Here is a 16709-nt window from a genome sequence, read left to right on the forward strand (position 1 = left end):
CCATCGACGGCTGCGCGCTCGCCCACGTGGCCGCGCACGCGACGTTCCGGGCCGACAGCCCGCTGTTCTCCTCGCTCTACCTGGACGACGGCCCGCTGACCGTCTACGACCTGGAACGGCTGCGGCGGGCTCCGTACCGGCTGGTGCTGTCGAGCTGCGACTCCGCCCAGATGGCCGCCGTCGGCGCGGACGAGCTGATCGGCCCGGCCACGGCGCTGCTGCACCTGGGCACCGCCGGCATCGTGGCCAGCGTCGTCCCGGTCAACGACGAGACGGCCGTGCCCGTCATGGTCCGCCTGCACGCGGGGCTGCGGCGGGGACTGACGCTCGCCGAGGCGCTGCGTGACGCGCGCGGCGACGACGTCTCCTTCATCGCCATCGGGGCGGGCTGATCCGGCACGCCGGCATGCCTTGATCGGATCCCAGTGATCATGTGACAATTCATTACAGAGGGTATTGGGGGTCACGCCGATGATCCGAGTGCCGATCGAGCGGCGTTAGGATGCCTGACGGGGACGAGGCGTTCGAGCTCGGCCGTACGTGCGCGCTGGCCGCCGCCTGCGGCAGAGATCTGCGGCGGTGCGCCCAGATGTATGCCGGGCTGTTCCCCGCGGCGGTCTTCGACGCCGAGTTCTACACCACGCTGTCGCTGTCGGGCGCCTTCAGCGCGCCCTGGGCCACCGCCGACCGCCTGAAGATCGTCAACCGTACCGCCCTGTGGGTGCTGGCGCTCGACCGGCTGGTGGACCACACCGCCACCACCCGCGAGCAGGTGACGCGGCTGGCCCGCGACTGCCTGGCCGTCGCCGACGGCGAGGTGCCACGGTCGGCCGTCACCCGATTCCTGGCCGACCTGCGTGACGAACTGGCCACGGTCGCGGAGTTCGGCGAGCTGCGCAGGGTCTGGCGCGACCAGCTCGCACGCACGCTGGCCGCGATGGACCGGGCGTGGGTGTGGCGCGACACCGGGGCACGGGTGACGTTCCCCCTCTATCTGGACAACGCCGACAGCCGCGGCACCAGTTTCGTCGACCTGTCACACTGGATCTACGCCGGCGACGCGTGGGCGAAGGCGCACCTGGAGGAGCTGCGCGCGGTCAGCGGGCACGTCCAGCGCTACCTGCACCTGCTCGGCGACCTGGCCTCCTACCGGCGCGACGTGAGCTGGGGCGGCCTGAACGTCCTCATGCTCGGCGTCACCTCCGGCGAGGTGACCGACGCGATGTCCGGCCTGGCGGGCGAGGCGGGCGGGCTGATCGAGCGGCTGCGGCATGGCAGCCCGCGTGCGGCCGACTACTTATGGCGACAAATGGGCTTCAGTGCAGGTTTTCACAATATTTCGGGCTATGCCCGGCATGATTAACCGACAGGTCAGATATCATGACAGCGAGCTTTACCGCCCCGCCTCACCAGTCACCCCAAAAGGCGCAATAAGCGACAAACGGTGACATATTGATTTCTGGGGTAGTTTAACTCTTGAGTGTAATTTGTGGCATTGCTAGGGTGTCTCGGTGCCAGGCATGTGGATCAACCTTTCTCGACGCCTTGACAGGGGTCGCTGACCACGGCGCCGCAGGAGGGCATGCGGCCGTGGCCCGGCCGCGGAGGGATGTACAGGCGGTGCTGGATGGACTTCGGTCGCTCTGATCACTGGCGGCTGCCGACCCCGATCAAGATCCTGATCGCGGGTGGCTTCGGCGCGGGCAAGACCACGATGGTGGGCGCCGTGTCGGAGACCCGCACGCTGCGCACCGAGGAGGCGCTCACCCACGCCGGCGTGCACGTCGACGACCTCTACGGCGTGGAGTTCAAGCCGACGACCACCGTGGCCATGGACTTCGGCCGCATCACGATCCGCGGCGACTACATGCTCTACCTGTTCGGCACCCCCGGCCAGGAGCGCTTCTTCTTCGTCTGGGACGACCTGGCCATGGGCGCGCTCGGCGCGGTCGTGCTGGCCGACACCCGCCGCCTGGCCGACTGCTTCCCGGCCATCGACTACTTCGAGAAGCGCCGCCAGCCGTTCGTGGTGGCGCTCAACTGCTTCGACGGCGCCCGCCCGTTCACCGTCGGCGAGGTGCGCCAGGCGCTCGGCCTGGAGCCGGGCGTGCCGATCGTGCGCTGCGACGCCCGCCGGCGCGATTCCGGCCGGGACGTGCTCGTCACGCTCGTGGAGCACGCGATGCGCATGGGAGCTTCCCCGGTCGGGACGATGTCGTGACCATGACCGGATATTTTTGACCGATGGAGGAGATCGATCGCAGGATCGTCACGCTGCTGGCCGGCGACGGCCGGATGAGCTTCACCGACCTGGCCAGGGAGACCGGGCTGTCGGTGTCGGCCGTGCACCAGCGGGTGCGCCGCCTGGAGAAGCGGGGCGTGCTGCGCGGCTACGCCGCGATCGTCGACTACGACGCGGTCGGGCTGCCGATGACCGCGTTCGTGTCGATCAAGCCCATCGACCCGGCCGCGCCCGACGACGCCCCCGACCGGCTGGCGCACCTGACCGCGATCGAGGCCTGCCACAGCGTGGCCGGCGACGAGAGCTACATCCTCAAGGTGCGCGTCGCCTCGCCGGTCGCGCTGGAGGAGCTGCTCCAGCAGATCCGCGCCGCGGCCAACGTCTCCACCCGCACCACGGTCGTCCTGAGCACCCCGTACGAGCACCGCGCCCTGGAAGCGCCCTCCGAATAGTTCGGTAATGCCGAACGCGAGGTAGGGTGTGGGCGTGGGAGACACCATCCAGTCCGTCGAGCGCGCCGCCGGCATCCTGCGGCTGCTGGCCTCGGGGCCGCGCGAGCTGGGGGTGGCCGAGCTCGCCCGCGCCATGGAGCTGCCGAAGGGGACCCTGCACGGCATCCTGCGCACGCTGGTGCACGTCGGGTTCGTCGAGCAGGACGCCACCACCGGCCGCTACCGGCTGGGCGGCACCCTCCTCCACCTGGGCAGCAGCTACCTCGACGTCAACGAGCTGCGCACCCGCTCGCTCAACTGGGCCGACGCCCTGGCCGGGCGCAGCCGCGAGAGCGTGTGGATCGGCACCCTGCACGAGGGCGGCGTCCTGGTCGTGCACCACGTCTTCCGGCCCGACGACAGCATGCAGGTCCTGCAGGTCGGCACCCTGCTGCCGGCGCACGCCACCGCCCTGGGCAAGGTGCTGCTCGCCTACGACCCGTACGGTGAGAGTGCGAAGGAGCCGCTGGCCGCGCACACGCCGGCCACCCTGGTCACCGCCGACGCGCTGGCCAAGGAGCTGGAGCTGGTGCGCGGCCGGGGCTGGGCGGCCGACCTGGAGGAGCTCGTCGAGGGGGAGGTGTCGATCGCCGCGCCGATCCGCGACCGCCGCGCCGTCACCGTGGGGGCGATCGGCGTGCGGGGGGCCGTCGAGCGGCTGGCCGAGGACGGCGAGCCGCGCCGTGACCTGGTGTCCTACGTGCGCGACGCGGCCCGCGCCATCACCCGGGATCTGAGCCGGTGACCGGTTGACACCACCCGCCGCGCCCCGACTAGGATCTCAAGCCGATGCGTTCGGCAATGCCGAACATGCGAGAAGTGAGGAAGCCGTGGAGTACGTCGCCGCCATCGACCAGGGCACCACGTCCAGCCGGTGCATGGTGTTCGACGAGGGCGGCCGGATCGTGTCGGTGGCGCAGCGCGAGCACCGGCAGATCTTCCCCAGGCCCGGCTGGGTCGAGCACGACGCGGCCGAGATCTGGGAGGCCGTCCAGGGCGTGCTCGCCGACGCCGTGACCGGCAGCGGCCTCGAGCCCGGCAGCGTGGTCGCCCTCGGCATCACCAACCAGCGCGAGACGACCATCCTGTGGGACCGCCGCACCGGCGAGCCGGTGGCCAACGCCATCGTGTGGCAGGACACCCGCACCGACTCCCTGGTCACCTCGCTCGCCGCCCACGAGGCGCTGTTTCGCGAGCGGGCCGGGCTGCCGCTGGCCACGTACTTCGCCGGGCCGAAGATCCGCTGGCTGCTGGACGAGACACCCGGCCTGCGCGACCGGGCCGAGCGCGGCGACGTGCTGTTCGGCACCGTCGACAGCTGGCTGATCTGGAAACTCACCGGCAGGCACGTCACCGACGTCACCAACGCCAGCCGCACCATGCTGATGAACCTGCGCACGCTGGCCTGGGACCCCGAGCTGCTCGACGCGCTGCGCGTGCCCGCCGCGATGCTGCCGGAGATCCGCCCCAGCGCCGAGGTCTACGGCCACACCGAAGGCGGGCTCCCGGTCGCCGCGGCGCTCGGCGACCAGCAGGCCGCGCTGTTCGGCCAGACCTGCTTCGCCCCCGGCGAGACCAAGAGCACCTACGGCTCGGGCAGCTTCCTGCTGATGAACACCGGCGCCGAGCCCGTCACCTCCAAGCACGGCCTGCTCACCACCGTCGGCTACCAGATCGGCGACGCCCCCGCCACCTACGCGCTGGAAGGCTCGATCGCCGTCACCGGCTCCCTGGTGCAGTGGCTGCGCGACAACCTCGGCCTCATCTCCAGCGCCGCCGAGATCGAGACCCTGGCCCGCACCGTAGACGACAACGGCGGCTGCTACTTCGTGCCCGCCTTCTCCGGCCTGTTCGCCCCGCACTGGCGCGCCGACGCGCGCGGCGTCATCGCCGGGCTGACCGGGTTCGTCACCAAGGGGCACATCGCCCGCGCCGTGCTGGAGGCCACCGCCTGGCAGACCCGCGAGGTGGTCGACGCGATGAACGCCGACGCCGGCCTGGCGCTCACCGCGCTGCGCGCCGACGGCGGCATGACCGCCAACAACCTGCTCATGCAGATCCTGGCCGACGTGCTGGCCGTGCCCGTCGTCCGTCCCATGGTGGCCGAGACCACGTGCCTCGGCGCGGCGTACGCGGCCGGGCTGGCCACCGGCTACTGGCCCGGCACCGACGCGCTGCGCGCCAACTGGCACAAGGCCGCCGAATGGCGGCCGGAGATCGACCCGGCCGTCCGGGACGCCGAGCACCGCAACTGGCGCAAAGCCATCGAACGCAGCCTCGACTGGAGCACGACATGACCGCCACCCGCACCACGGCCGGCGAACGGGCCGCGACACGCGAGGAGCTGAGCCGCCACCCCTACGACCTGCTCGTCATCGGCGGCGGCATCCTCGGCACCTCCGTCACCTGGATGGCCGCCCAGGCCGGGCTGCGGGTGGCCATGGTCGACGCGGGCGACTTCGCCGGCGCCACCTCCAGCGCCTCCTCCAAGCTCGTCCACGGCGGCCTGCGCTACCTGCAGACGGGCAACGTCAAGCTCGTCGCGGAGAACCACCGCGAGCGCCGCGCGCTGGCCGGCGAGATCGCCCCGCACCTGGTCAAGCCGCTGTCGTTCGTGGTGCCGATCTACCGGGGCGGCCCGCACGGCGCCGCCAAGCTCGGCGCCGGCGTCTTCCTCTACTCGGCGCTGTCGGTGTTCGGCGACGGCCTCGGCAGGGTCATCACGCCGCAGCAGGCGCTGGCCCGGGTGCCCGCGCTCAAGCCCGCCGGCCTGCGCGCCGCCGCCGTCTACGGCGACCACCAGATGAACGACAGCCGCGTCGCCGTCATGACCGTGCGCGCCGCCGTCGACGCGGGCGCCGTCGTGCTCAACCACGCCGAGGTCGTCGGGCTGCGGATGACCGGCGGCACCGTCACCGGCGCCGACCTGCGCGACCGGCTCGACGGCGGCGAGTTCGGCGTATCGGCCCGGCTCGTGCTCAACGCCACCGGTCCGTGGGTCGACCACCTGCGCCGCATGGAGGACCCGGGCGCCGCGCCCAGCATCCGCCTGTCCAAGGGCGCCCACCTGGTGCTGCGCCGCCACGAGCCGTGGAAGGCGGCGCTGACGATCCCGATCGACAAGTACCGGGTGTCGTTCGCCATCCCGTGGGAGGACCACCTGCTGCTCGGCACCACCGACGAGGCGTACGACGGCGACCCCGCCCAGGTGCGCGCCACCGACGCCGACGTGGCCCAGATCCTCGACGAGGCGGGCCACGCGGTCCAGGACGCCCAGGTGCGCCGCGAGGACATCACCTACGCCTTCGCCGGGCTGCGGGTGCTGCCCGGCGGCCCCGGCCGGGTCGCCGCCGCCAAACGGGAGACGCTGCTCAGCCGCGGCAAGGGCGGCATGCTGTCGGTCGCCGGCGGCAAGTGGACCACCTACCGCCACATCGGCAGGCTGGTGCTCGACACGCTCGCCCACCTGCCGGGCCGGCCGCTCGGCGACGACCTGGCCGACATCCTGCCCGCGGTGCCCCTGCCCGGCCTGGCCAGCCCCGACGCGGTCGCGATGCGGCTGTGGTCCGAGCGCGACCCCGGCGCCCGCATGGACCCGCTCGTCGCCCGCCACCTCGCCTCCCACTACGGGACGCTGGCCTTCGACGTGGCCCGGCTCATCCGGGACGACCCGGCGCTCGGCGAGCGCATGCATCCGGACGGGCCCGACATCTGGGCCCAGGCGGTCTACGCGCGCGACCACGAGTGGGCGGTCACCGTCGACGACGTGCTGCGCCGCCGCACCACGCTCACCGTCCGCGGCCTCGACACCGACGAGGTCCGCGCCCGCGTCGCCACCCTCCTGAGCCCCTGACTCACCGGCGGGCGCGCAGGGCGTCCAGGCGACGCATGACCGGGGTGGCGGTGACCCCGTGCACCACGACGGAGGCCAGCACGGTGAAGCCCGCCACCGCCCACAGTTCGTCCGCCGGCACGCCGAAATCCGCGTGCCCCAGCGCGAACGCCAGGTAGAACAGCGATCCGATGCCCCGGATGCCGAAGAACGAGATCACCAGCCGCTCCCGGGGCCCGGCCGCCCCTCCCGCCTGGGACAGCCAGCCCGCCAGCGGCCGGATCACGAACAGCAGCAGCACGCCGACGGCGGCGCCTCGCCAGGTGAGCGCCGCCAGGCCGCCCGCCGCGACGAACCCGCCCAGCAGAAGCAGCAGCCACGCGGTGAAGAGCCGCTCGATCTGCTCCACGAAGCCGTGCAGGACGGAGTTGTAGCCGTGGCCGCGCTCGGCGTTCCTGATCGTGCACGCGGTGACGAACACCGCCACGAAGCCGTACCCGTGGGCCAGCTCCGTCAGCCCGTACGACAGGAGGGTGGCGGCCAGGGCGACGAACCCGTCGTGCCGTTCGGCCAGGCGCAGTTTCTTCTTCCCCGTGTGGAAGAAGAGACGGCCGAGCACCCGCCCCAGCAGCAGGCCGCAGATCACGCCGGCGGCCGTCCGGTAGAGCACGTCCACGAGAGCCCATTCGCCCGCCCAGCCCGCGCCTCCCACCGCGGCCAGCGCGATGGCCGCGTACACGATGGGGAAGGCCAGCCCGTCGTTCAGCCCCGCCTCGGAGGTGAGCGCGAACCGGACCTCGTCGTCGGCGTTCTCCACGTCGACCGGCTCGCCCACGTGCACGTCGGAGGCGAGGACCGGGTCGGTGGGCGCGAGCACCGCCCCGATCAGCAAGGCCGCCGCGAGCGGCCACTCCAGCAGCACGAGCGCGGCGCCGGCCACCCCGGCGATCGTCACCGGCATCGCCCAGCCGAGCAGCCGCCACGTGGTCCCCCACGACCGCCATCCCACTCTCCGGTTGAGCGCCAGGCCGGCGCCCATCAGCGAGATGACCACGCAGATCTCGGTGATGTGCTCCAGGGCCAGCCGGTGCGCCACCGGGTCGGGCTCGGGCAGCCCCAGGGGCAGCAGGAACAGCAGCACACCCCCGGCCAGGTAGGTCAGCGGCAGCGATATCGCCCGTTTGGCGAGGACCCCCGGGAGGAGGGCGGCCAGCAGCGCCGCGGCGCCGCCTATGGCGAGCAGGAGGTCAGGAGTGGACATCCCGGGCATCCTGCCCGGAAGATCGGCTGTTAGCCCTTCGGCCGCCCGGCAGCTACCCGGTGAGCCTGGCCATGGCCTGGTCGTAGGGCGGGTCGAACCAGTAGTCGGAGTGCCAGCGCAGCTCGGCGAGCGGTTCGCCGGGCTCGGGCTGCGGCGGGTCCCAGCAGAACACGTCCACCGGCTCCCGCCCGCCCGGCGACGCGAGCGGGCCGAACGGGTCGGCCGGGGCGAACACGGGCCCGCCGATCGGGTCGCTCAGCCGGTAGAGGTTGACCCACGGCACCGCCTCACGCACCGAGGGCAGGCTCGGCCCGCCGAAGTAGGCGGGGAAGAAGGCCGCGTACAGCCTGCGCAGCGGCGAGCCGTGGGTGAGCAGCCGCACCCGCTCCCGATCGGCGGGCCCGAGCTGCAGCACCAGGGCGGCGGCGATGACGCTGCCCTGGCTGTGCCCGGACAGCACGACCGTGTCGCGCTCCTGCCGCGACAGCACGCCGACACGCGCGACGAGCTCGGGCAGCACCCGCTCGGTGTAGCAGGGCGGCGAGAGCGGGTGGATGGCCCGCGGCCAGAAGGTGGCCACGTCCCACAGGATGCCGATGGTGCGGCGCAGCGCCGGATCGCTGTAGGTGCGCCGGCCCAGCAGCACCAGGCCGACGAGGATGGCGGTGATGGCCCAGCTGCCGATCGTGGCGAACAGCCCGGCGGTGCCGCCGACCGGCGTGATCAGCCCGAACTGGTAGATCACCGTCACGACGGCGAAGCCGGTCAGCATAACCCCGACGAGCAGCCCCAGCACCAGCCCCGCCCGGTCGGTGAGCGAGGCCAGCGCCCACTTGCCGGCCACGTCGTCGCCGTCGTCGCCGTAGTAGGGGGTGAGCTTCGGGGTGAGCAGCTCCGTGGCCGCACGGCGGATCCGCCACAGCACGACCCCCGCGCAGAGCAGGCCCAGCACCAGGATCGGCACGAGCGCGGCGGTCCACCACACGGCGTCGCCGAGGAAGAGCTTGCGGCCGATCGGCTGCGCCCTGGCGGGCGACTCGGGCACGCCGAAGAACGACGCGGTCCAGAACATGACGCCCAGCGCGAGGGCGTTCGCGCTGCCTGCCGCCACCATCAGCGTGAACCAGCTGGCCATCCCGCGCATCGCGGGCCGCTCCGCCGGCGCCGTCAGCCGCGCCAGCACCCAGGTGGCCGCCAGCAGGAACGCCACCAGCGCCACCAGCAGCGCGAACCGCACCGCGCCCACGCCGGGCAGCTGGAGGGCCGCCCCGCGCGGGCCGCCGAGCGGCAGCCCGGCCAGCGCCGCCACGAGCGTCGCCGCGAGCACCGCCGGCGCGGCGGCCTCCAGGATCCGGCAGGCCGCCGTGAGCGCCCTGCCGCCGGCGTCGGCGCCGCCCGGATCCACCCGCCGGGCCAGGCCCGGCAGCAGCACCAGCACGGCCGCCGCGACCTGGACGGCCGCGTTCGCCGCCGTCAGCGCCCGCCCCGCCCCGGCGAACGGCACCGACACGGCCAGCCCGATCGCGCTGAGCGCGTACGCGACGTGCACCGCGCGCAGCCGCCACACCGGCACGTCGCCCTGCCACAGCCGCCGCCGCGCCAGCGGAAGCGCCGCGTCCTCCGAACCGGCGGGCGATCCGCCGGACCGGCCGCCGGACGGCATCGCCGTACGCTCGTCGCGGTTCCACGTCCGCCGGGCGATCAGCCACAGCAGCCCCACCACGGCCAGCGGCACCAGCGCCGTGACGGCCAGCCGCCGCGACTCCTCCACCCCCCACAGCTCGCCCAGCCAGCGCACCCACACCGGCGCGGTCTCGTACGTGCACGCGCGGCCCGCGGCGGTGCACTGCCAGCCCACCAGGTCCACGCTCGACCCGATCACCGCCTGCACGAGCGTGCCGGTGAGCAGCAGCGCGAACAGCCGCTGGGCCGCCTCGACCACGTGCCGCAGCCGCCGCCCGCGCGCCGGCCTCGGCAGCATGAAGTAGGCCAGGTTCGCCAGCGAGAACGGCAGCAGCAGCAGCCACAGCGCGATCGTCCGGCCGCCGGAGGTCAGCCCGCCCCACGCGTACGCCTCGCGGTGCCGCACGTCCGGCACGTCGGCCTGCTCGCCCTCGGGCCGCCCGGCCGGCCACCACCGGCGGTAGAAGCCCGTCGTCGAGTCGCCCGACACCAGCCGCGGATGCGGATGGTTGAGCATCTGGTCCGGCGGCGTGCCGGACACGCCGTGCACGCGCAGCTCGGTCAGGCCGCGGCTGGTGGTGTCGAGGAACCCGTCCATAGACGCATGGTCGCCGCGCCGGGGGAGTCACGCCATAGCCCGGCGTAATCACGTGTCCATAAGGTTACTCTCCGTCAGAAGCCGTGCCTTGGCCGTCTCCGCCGCGCCGAGGCGCTCCAGGCCGCACAGGACGGCCCCGGTGATCGAGCGGACGCCAGACACCACCGGCTCCGCCTTCGGCGCCCTGACGGCCAGCCCGGCGCCCACGAGGTCCATCAGCAACGGGTGGCCGGCCGTCAGCAGGCCGCCGCCCAGGACGACCTCCGCGGGCGTCTCCAGCAGGCCCAGCCGGCGCAGGCACACCTCGGCCAGCACCACCACCTCCTCGGCCTGCCGCCCGACCAGCGCCGCCGCCACGGCGTCGCCCGTCCCGGCGGCGGCGAACACGCCGGGAGCCAGCTCGTGCAGCCGTCCCCGGTCCACCTCGCCGAAGTGCAGGGCCAGCACGAGCTCCTCGACGGTGGCGGTGCCGAAATGCTCCTTCACCGCGTCCGCCAGCGCGGTCGCGGGGCCTCGGCCGTCCTCGGCGCGCACCGCGTGCCACAGCGCCTCCTCCCCGACGCCCTGGCCGCCGCCCCAGTCGCCGCTGATCCGCCCCAGCGCCGGGAACCTGGCCACCTCGCCGCCGGGGGAGACCCCGGCCGCGTTGATGCCCGCCCCGCACACCACCGCCACGCCCCACGGCCGCGACGCCCCCGCCCGCAGCAGGGCGAACACGTCGTTGCGCACGACGACGTCCGGGCCGAAGCCGCGCGCGGCGAACTCGCGCGCCAGCGCCTCCTCCTCCACCGGCAGGTCCGCACCGGCGAGATAGGCGGCCACGTGGTCGAACCGGCCGGCCCCCGCCCAGCCGGCGTCGCGCACGGCCTCCTCCACGACGTCCACGGCCGCCCGGACGCCCGCGCTCTGCGGGGCGAAGGCGCCCGCGCGGCCGGTCGCCAGGATTTCGCCGTCCTCAGTCACCACCGCCACGTCCGTCTTGCTGTTGCCGCCGTCGACCGCCACCAGGACCCTGCGGCGCGTCATCGCCCCGCCGCCCACGGCAGGTGCGCCCGGTTGGCGTCGAGCAGCAGGCCGGTCAGCTCCCGCGCCAGGTGCTCCTGGCCGACGAGCGGGTGGGCGAGCAGTGCGTCCCGCACCTGGTCGGCGCCGCCTTCGAGGGCCGCGCGCAGCGCGAGCGTCTCGTATGCCGACACGTGCGCGACGAGCCCGGCGTACAGCGGCTCCAGGGGCGGCACCGGCTGTGGCACGGCCCCCGAGGCGGTGATCCTGGCCGGGACCTCGACGACCGCGTCGTCCGGCAGGAACGGCAGTGTGCCGCCGTTGCGGACGTTGACGACCTGGGTGTCGCCGCGGTCGCCGAGCAGCGAGGCGATCAGGGCGACCGCCGCCTCCGAGTAGAACGCGCCTCCCCGCTGCTCCAGCAGGGCCGGCTTGGCCGTCACCGCCGGGTCGGCGTACGTCTCCAGCAGTTGCTTCTCCATCGCCGCGACCCGGGCCGCCCGTGACGGCTCGGTGCGCTGCTCGGCCACCACCAGGTCGTGGGCGTAGAAGTAGCGCAGGTAGTACGACGGCACCGCGCCGAGCCGGGAGAGCAGCGCGGACGGCAGCCCGACGTCGGCGGCGATCTTCTGCCCGTGCTCGCGGATCAGGTCCGGCAGCACGTCCGTCCCGTCCACGTGCACCGAGCGCACCCACGTGAGGTGGTTGAGCCCGGCGTGCCCGAGCGACACCCGCGACGGCTCGACGCCGAGCACGGCCGCGAAGCGGCGCTGGAAGCCGATCGCCACGTTGCACAGCCCGATCGCCCGGTGCCCGGCGTCCAGCAGCGCCCGGGTGACGATGCCGACCGGGTTGGTGAAGTCGACGATCCACGCCTCCGGAGCCTCCCGGCGCACCCGCTCGGCCAGCTCCAGCACCACCGGGACCGTGCGCAGCGCCTTGGCCAGGCCGCCCGCGCCCGTCGTCTCCTGGCCGACGCAGCCGCAGCGCAGCGGCAGCGTCTCGTCCACCTCACGCGCCGCCTGCCCGCCCACCCGCAGCTGGAACAGCACCGCCCGCGCCCCGGCCACGCCCTCCTCGACCGAGGACGTGGCCAGCACCCGCGCCGGGTGCCCGGCGTGCGCCAGCATCCGGCGCGCCATCGCGGCCACCGGCTCCAGCCGCCGCCCGTCCGGGTCGACCAGCGCGATCTCGGTGACGGGCAGCTCGTCACGCAGCCGCGCGAACCCGTCGATCAGCTCGGGCGTGTACGTCGAGCCGCCCCCGACAACAGCGAGTCTCAAACCTCGGTTCCCTTCCCTCGGGTCACGATCCGGCAAGTCACGATCAGCTGGCTCACGATCAGCTGGCTCACGATCAGGTGGCTCACGGTCCGGCGGGTCACGATCGGGGGAGGGTGGCGCCGAAGACCTCGTCGCGCACGGTCTTCAGCGCCAGGTCCAGCCCGCCGGCCAGCACCGGGTTGCCCTCCACGGCCGACAGGCGCACCCGGGGCCGGGGGATGGTCAGCGCGTGCAGCTCCCGCTCGATCAGCGTCCGCAGCGGCTCCCCGCCCGCCAGCACCACGCCGCCGGTCACCACGATCAGCCCCGGGTCCACCACGGACGTGATCGCCGCCAGCCCCACGGACAGCCGAGCCGCCACCTCCCGCAACCCGGCCGCCGCCCGCTCCTCCGCCGGTGAAGGCGCACGGACGGCGGCGGCTCGGGCGGCGTTGGCGACCGCCTCGCAGAAGTCCGCGCCTTCGACGCCGTGGGCGCGCAGCAGCCGCAGGACCGCGGCGCCGCCGGTGAGCGCCTGGTAGCCGTGGTCGCCGTACTGGCCCGCCTCACGGGCCGTGGGGGCGCCCGGCGCGGGCATGTAGCCGACCTCGCCCGCGCCTCCGGTGGCGCCCCGGTGGATGCGGCCGCCCAGCACGATGGCCGAGCCGATGCCCTGGTCGGCCCAGAGCAGCACGAAGTCCGGCGTGCCGCGCGCGGCGCCGTGCGCCTGCTCGGCCACGGCCACCAGGTTGACGTTGTTCTCCACCGACACCGGCACGCCCAGCCCGGCGCTCAGCGTGGCCTCCAGGTCGTCGACGTGCCACCCGGGCATCTCCTCGGCCGTCGCGTACCCCAGCCGCCCCGTGGAGGGGTCCAGGGCCGCCTGGACGCCTATCACCACCCGGCGGGGCGGCTCGGGCGGCCTCGCCCCCGCGAGGGCCGCGCGCAGCCGTCCGGGGAGCTCGCCGGGGGCCGAGGGGGCGGGCACCGAGTACTCGCCGACGACGGTGCCCGTCAGGTCCGCCACGCGCGCCTCGACGCGGGTGAAGGTGACGTCCAGCGCGGCCGCGTACGCCGCCTCCGGGTTGAGCCGGTAGACCTCGGCCGTGCGGCCCGGCAGGCCCTCCCTGATGCCGTCGGGCACGACCAGACCGGCTTCCTGCAAACGGGAGAGCAACTGCGAGGCCGTAGGCTTCGACAGACCGGTGAGCGTGCCGATCTCGAGGCGGGTGAGTGGCCCGCGTTCGAGGAGCGCGCGCAGGGCGGCACGATCGTTGATCGCGCGCAGCAGGCTCGGCGTGCCCGGCACGGGACCGCTCACTGTTACCCCTTCCAGTTAGGAAACTTTCCTAACCGGGGTGAACGTAAGGAGCGGAAGGCCATTCGGTCAAGAGTCGAAATCGACCCGTGACCGTAGGAGAGGGAGGGAAAGGCGGAGAGTGGCTCTACAGGCATGCTAATGTCGTCGTTTGTCGTAACAACAAGCAGATTGGCCCGGAGCGTCCCATTAACCACAATAATGGTCTGGCGGCAACTCGTCAAACAGAGCTCGCCAGGGAGCAGGCGTACGTCACCCGCCTCTACGACCGCCTAGACCTGCTGCGCGAGCGTACCCAGCGGCAGCTCAAGGACGTGCTGGCCATGGGAGCCGTCGGCACGATGCAGAACATGTCCGAGCGCGACGCCTTCGCCGAGATGCACGCCACCCGGCTGGCCCGGCTCTGGGCGGTCGAGCGCGGCCTGGTTTTCGGACGGCTCGATCACCACGAGGAGGGCCGCCTCTACATCGGCAAGCTCGGCCTGACCGACGACGAGCAGGAACGGCTGCTCATCGACTGGCGCGCGCCCGTCGCGCAGCCCTTCTACCGCGCCACCCCGGCCGCGCCGATGGGCGTGACCCGGCGCCGCCACCTGCAGACCAAGGGCCGCGACGTCGTCGGCGTCGACGACGACCTGCTCGACCTCGACGCGCTCACCGAGGACGACCGCGCCACCCTCAACGGCGAGGCCGCGCTGCTGGCCGCGCTGGACGAGCGCCGCACCGGCCGCATGCGCGACATCGTCGCCACCATCCAGGGCGAGCAGGACCGCGTCATCCGCGCCGACCTCAACGGCGTCCTGGTGGTGCAGGGCGGCCCCGGCACCGGCAAGACCGTCGTCGCGCTGCACCGCGCCGCCTACCTGCTCTACACCCACCGTGAGCGGCTGGAGCGCCGAGGCGTGCTCGTCCTCGGGCCCAACCCGACCTTCCTGCGCTACATCGAGCAGGTGCTGCCCTCGCTGGGCGAGACCGACGTGCTGCTGTCCACGGTCGGCGAGCTCTACCCGGGCGTGACCGCCACCGCCCGCGACCGCCCCGAGGTGGCCGCGGTCAAGGGCGACGCGCGGATGGCCGAGGTGCTCGCCAAGGCGGTGCGCGAACGCCAGCGGATCCCGCGCGAGCCGATCGAGCTGAATCTCGGCCGCAACACGCTGACCGTCGACCGCGGCATGCTCGAATCCGCCCGCAACAAGGCCGTCCGCTCGCGCCGCCCGCACAACCAGGCCCGCGCGGTGTTCGTCAGGTCGCTGCTCAACGCCCTGGCCCGGCAGCTCGCCAAGAAGATCGGCAAGGGCCTCATCGACGACGACGAGCTCGCCGACCTGCGCGAGGACCTGCGCACCGAGCCGGTCGTCCGGTCCGCGCTCAACCGCCTGTGGCCCTACCTGACGCCGCAGCGGCTGCTGCTCGGCCTGTACGGCTCGGCCGAACGCCTCGGCGAGGCCGGCTCCGTGCTGTCGGCCGGGGAGCGGGAGCTGCTGCGCCGCGACGGAGGGGAGTGGACCGAGTCCGACGTGCCGCTGCTCGACGAGGCCGCCGAGCTGCTCGGCGAGATCGACGAGCAGGTGCTGCGCGCCAGCGCCCTGCAGGCCGAGGAAGAGCTGGCCGCCGCCCGCCGCGCCGAGGAGCACGAGCGCGAGGCCGAGCTCGCCTACGCCCGCGAGGTCCTCGAACTGACGGGCCTGTCCGACGTCATGGAGGCCGAACGGCTCGCCGAACGCCAGCGCGGCGGCGGCCCCTACCTGACCACCGCCGAACGCGCCGCCGCCGACCGGGGCTGGGCCTACGGCCACGTCATCGTGGACGAGGCGCAGGAGCTGTCGCCGATGGCGTGGCGGACGGTCATGCGGCGGGTCCCCAACCGGTCGATGACGATCGTCGGCGACATCGCCCAGACCGGCTCCGCCGCCGGCGCGCGGTCGTGGAAGGAAGTGCTCGACCCGTACGTGGCCGGGCGCTGGCGGCAGGAACGGCTGACCGTCAACTACCGCACGCCCGTCGAGCTGATGGAGGTCGCCGCCCGCGTGCTGGCCACCGTCGGCACGTCGCTGGAGGCTCCCACCTCCGTCCGTGAGGGCGGCACGCCGCCCTGGTCGGCGCCGCTGTCCGCGCTGCCCGGCCTGGTCAGGGCCGAGGCGGCGGAGGGCGGCAAGATCGCCGTGGTGACCCCCGACGCGCTGCTCGGCGAGCTCGGCGAGGCCGTGCGCGGCGCGGTCGAGGGCGCGGTGGTCGTCGCCCCCGGCGCCGGCCGGGCGCGCGGCGCGGCGGCGCTCGACGCGCCCGTGGCCGTGATGGGCGTGGCGGACGCCAAGGGGCTGGAGTTCGACGCGGTGATCGTGGCCGAGCCAGGCCTCATCGCGGCCCAGTCGCCGCGCGGTCCCAGCGACCTGTACGTGGCGCTCACCCGTGCCACGCAGCGGCTCGGCGTCGTGTCCGAAGGGGCGCTCCCGCAGGCGCTCAGCGGCTTGCCAACCCGTTCGCCGATGCCCGCGAATGGGCTTTGACCGGCTCCGGCGCGGGCACCCACCTGCGAAGACTCGATGTTTCTGCTGATCGGGACACGGTTGACATCTGAGGTGGAGTCGGTAGTTTGCTGCGCAGTCCAGCACGGGACTTGGCCGGTTGGCCGTCTCTGACATCGCCGGATCCTGCGTCCGTGACGGAGCGTGACTTCGTCCACACAGCCAGGTGCAGGGCCGTCGGTCCGTCGAGTCGGGGCACCCCAGCCGGGCGGGGGGTTGGACCCGGGACGGGCCCGGGAGCCCAGTAGACAACGGAATTCCGCGCTCGCCGCCGACGAGACGGGTCCGGTCCGAAGGGTTTCCGGGCCCTCTTCCCGTTCTCGTGCACCGGGCCGTCTGTGCGCCGGGTGGTCCCGTCGGCTACGGGATCACCCTGCCGCCCCCTCACCCGCCGCGCCTGGATGACCTGAGCGCGCTCGCGGGGCGGTAGCGTTTTCGCAAGCAGGCGATCGGCGAGGGAGACGCGCAGTGGTGCAGGAACGAACGGGCCCACCC

General features: G+C 73.6%; 13 protein-coding genes. 8 read left to right on the plus strand and 5 right to left on the minus strand.

The genetic code is table 11. The annotated features are described in order from the left end of the window. From ADY59_RS40385 to ADY59_RS40415, 7 genes are all read left to right on the plus strand, one after another. The coding region (locus ADY59_RS40385) for a CHAT domain-containing protein (RefSeq protein WP_049574441.1) at positions 1 to 392 on the plus strand (392 nt) is incomplete at its 5' end. Positions 393 to 502: 110 nt separating this feature from the next. After that, complete coding sequence (locus ADY59_RS40390) at positions 503 to 1363, plus strand: terpene synthase family protein (RefSeq protein ID WP_049574444.1); 861 nt, start codon at positions 503 to 505, stop codon at positions 1361 to 1363. 264 nt (positions 1364 to 1627) lie between these two features. Beyond that, positions 1628 to 2221 (plus strand): GTP-binding protein, encoded by a 594-nt coding sequence (locus tag ADY59_RS40395; protein ID WP_049574462.1) that lies wholly within the window; start codon positions 1628 to 1630, stop codon positions 2219 to 2221. 23 nt (positions 2222 to 2244) lie between these two features. Then, positions 2245 to 2694, plus strand: coding sequence for an Lrp/AsnC family transcriptional regulator (locus tag ADY59_RS40400; RefSeq protein ID WP_049574446.1), 450 nt, complete (start codon positions 2245 to 2247; stop codon positions 2692 to 2694). 34 nt (positions 2695 to 2728) lie between these two features. After that, positions 2729 to 3478: an IclR family transcriptional regulator gene (locus ADY59_RS40405; RefSeq protein WP_049574465.1), complete on the plus strand. Its 750-nt coding sequence runs from the start codon at positions 2729 to 2731 to the stop codon at positions 3476 to 3478. 85 nt (positions 3479 to 3563) lie between these two features. Beyond that, positions 3564 to 5030, plus strand: coding sequence for a glycerol kinase GlpK (glpK, locus tag ADY59_RS40410; protein ID WP_082310769.1), 1467 nt, complete (start codon positions 3564 to 3566; stop codon positions 5028 to 5030). Beyond that, entirely contained in the window at positions 5027 to 6586 is a 1560-nt protein-coding gene (locus tag ADY59_RS40415) for a glycerol-3-phosphate dehydrogenase/oxidase (RefSeq protein ID WP_049574449.1), read from the plus strand. The genes glpK and ADY59_RS40415 overlap by 4 nt, the downstream gene beginning before the upstream one ends. Before the next feature lies 1 nt (position 6587). Here the strand turns inward: ADY59_RS40415 and ADY59_RS40420 are convergent, their stop codons facing one another. The 5 genes from ADY59_RS40420 to ADY59_RS40440 form a co-directional block, all read right to left on the minus strand. Next, a complete protein-coding gene (locus tag ADY59_RS40420) occupies positions 6588 to 7826 on the minus strand; it encodes a cation:proton antiporter (RefSeq protein WP_049574451.1) in 1239 nt (412 codons plus the stop codon). Positions 7827 to 7878: 52 nt separating this feature from the next. Continuing rightward, a complete protein-coding gene (locus tag ADY59_RS40425; RefSeq protein WP_049574454.1) occupies positions 7879 to 10107 on the minus strand; it encodes a hypothetical protein in 2229 nt (742 codons plus the stop codon). Positions 10108 to 10155: 48 nt separating this feature from the next. Continuing rightward, a complete protein-coding gene (locus ADY59_RS40430; RefSeq protein ID WP_049574469.1) occupies positions 10156 to 11133 on the minus strand; it encodes an N-acetylglucosamine kinase in 978 nt (325 codons plus the stop codon). Continuing rightward, positions 11130 to 12392, minus strand: coding sequence for a 6-phospho-beta-glucosidase (locus ADY59_RS40435; RefSeq protein ID WP_049574456.1), 1263 nt, complete (start codon positions 12390 to 12392; stop codon positions 11130 to 11132). The genes ADY59_RS40430 and ADY59_RS40435 overlap by 4 nt, the downstream gene beginning before the upstream one ends. 97 nt (positions 12393 to 12489) lie before the next feature. Beyond that, positions 12490 to 13692 carry an ROK family transcriptional regulator gene (locus ADY59_RS40440; protein ID WP_049574459.1) on the minus strand — a complete coding sequence of 401 codons (1203 nt, stop codon included), beginning with the start codon at positions 13690 to 13692 and terminating at the stop codon, positions 12490 to 12492. A gap of 320 nt (positions 13693 to 14012) precedes the next feature. On the opposite strand from ADY59_RS40440, the gene ADY59_RS40445 reads away from it, so the two are divergent. Next, the gene (locus ADY59_RS40445; RefSeq protein ID WP_231619124.1) at positions 14013 to 16196 is read left to right on the plus strand and encodes a HelD family protein; all 2184 of its coding nucleotides are present in this window, start codon (positions 14013 to 14015) and stop codon (positions 16194 to 16196) included. Positions 16197 to 16709: the final 513 nt, after the last annotated feature.

The sequence above is a fragment of the Nonomuraea sp. SBT364 genome (assembly GCF_001083785.1).
Lineage (GTDB): Bacteria > Actinomycetota > Actinomycetes > Streptosporangiales > Streptosporangiaceae > Nonomuraea.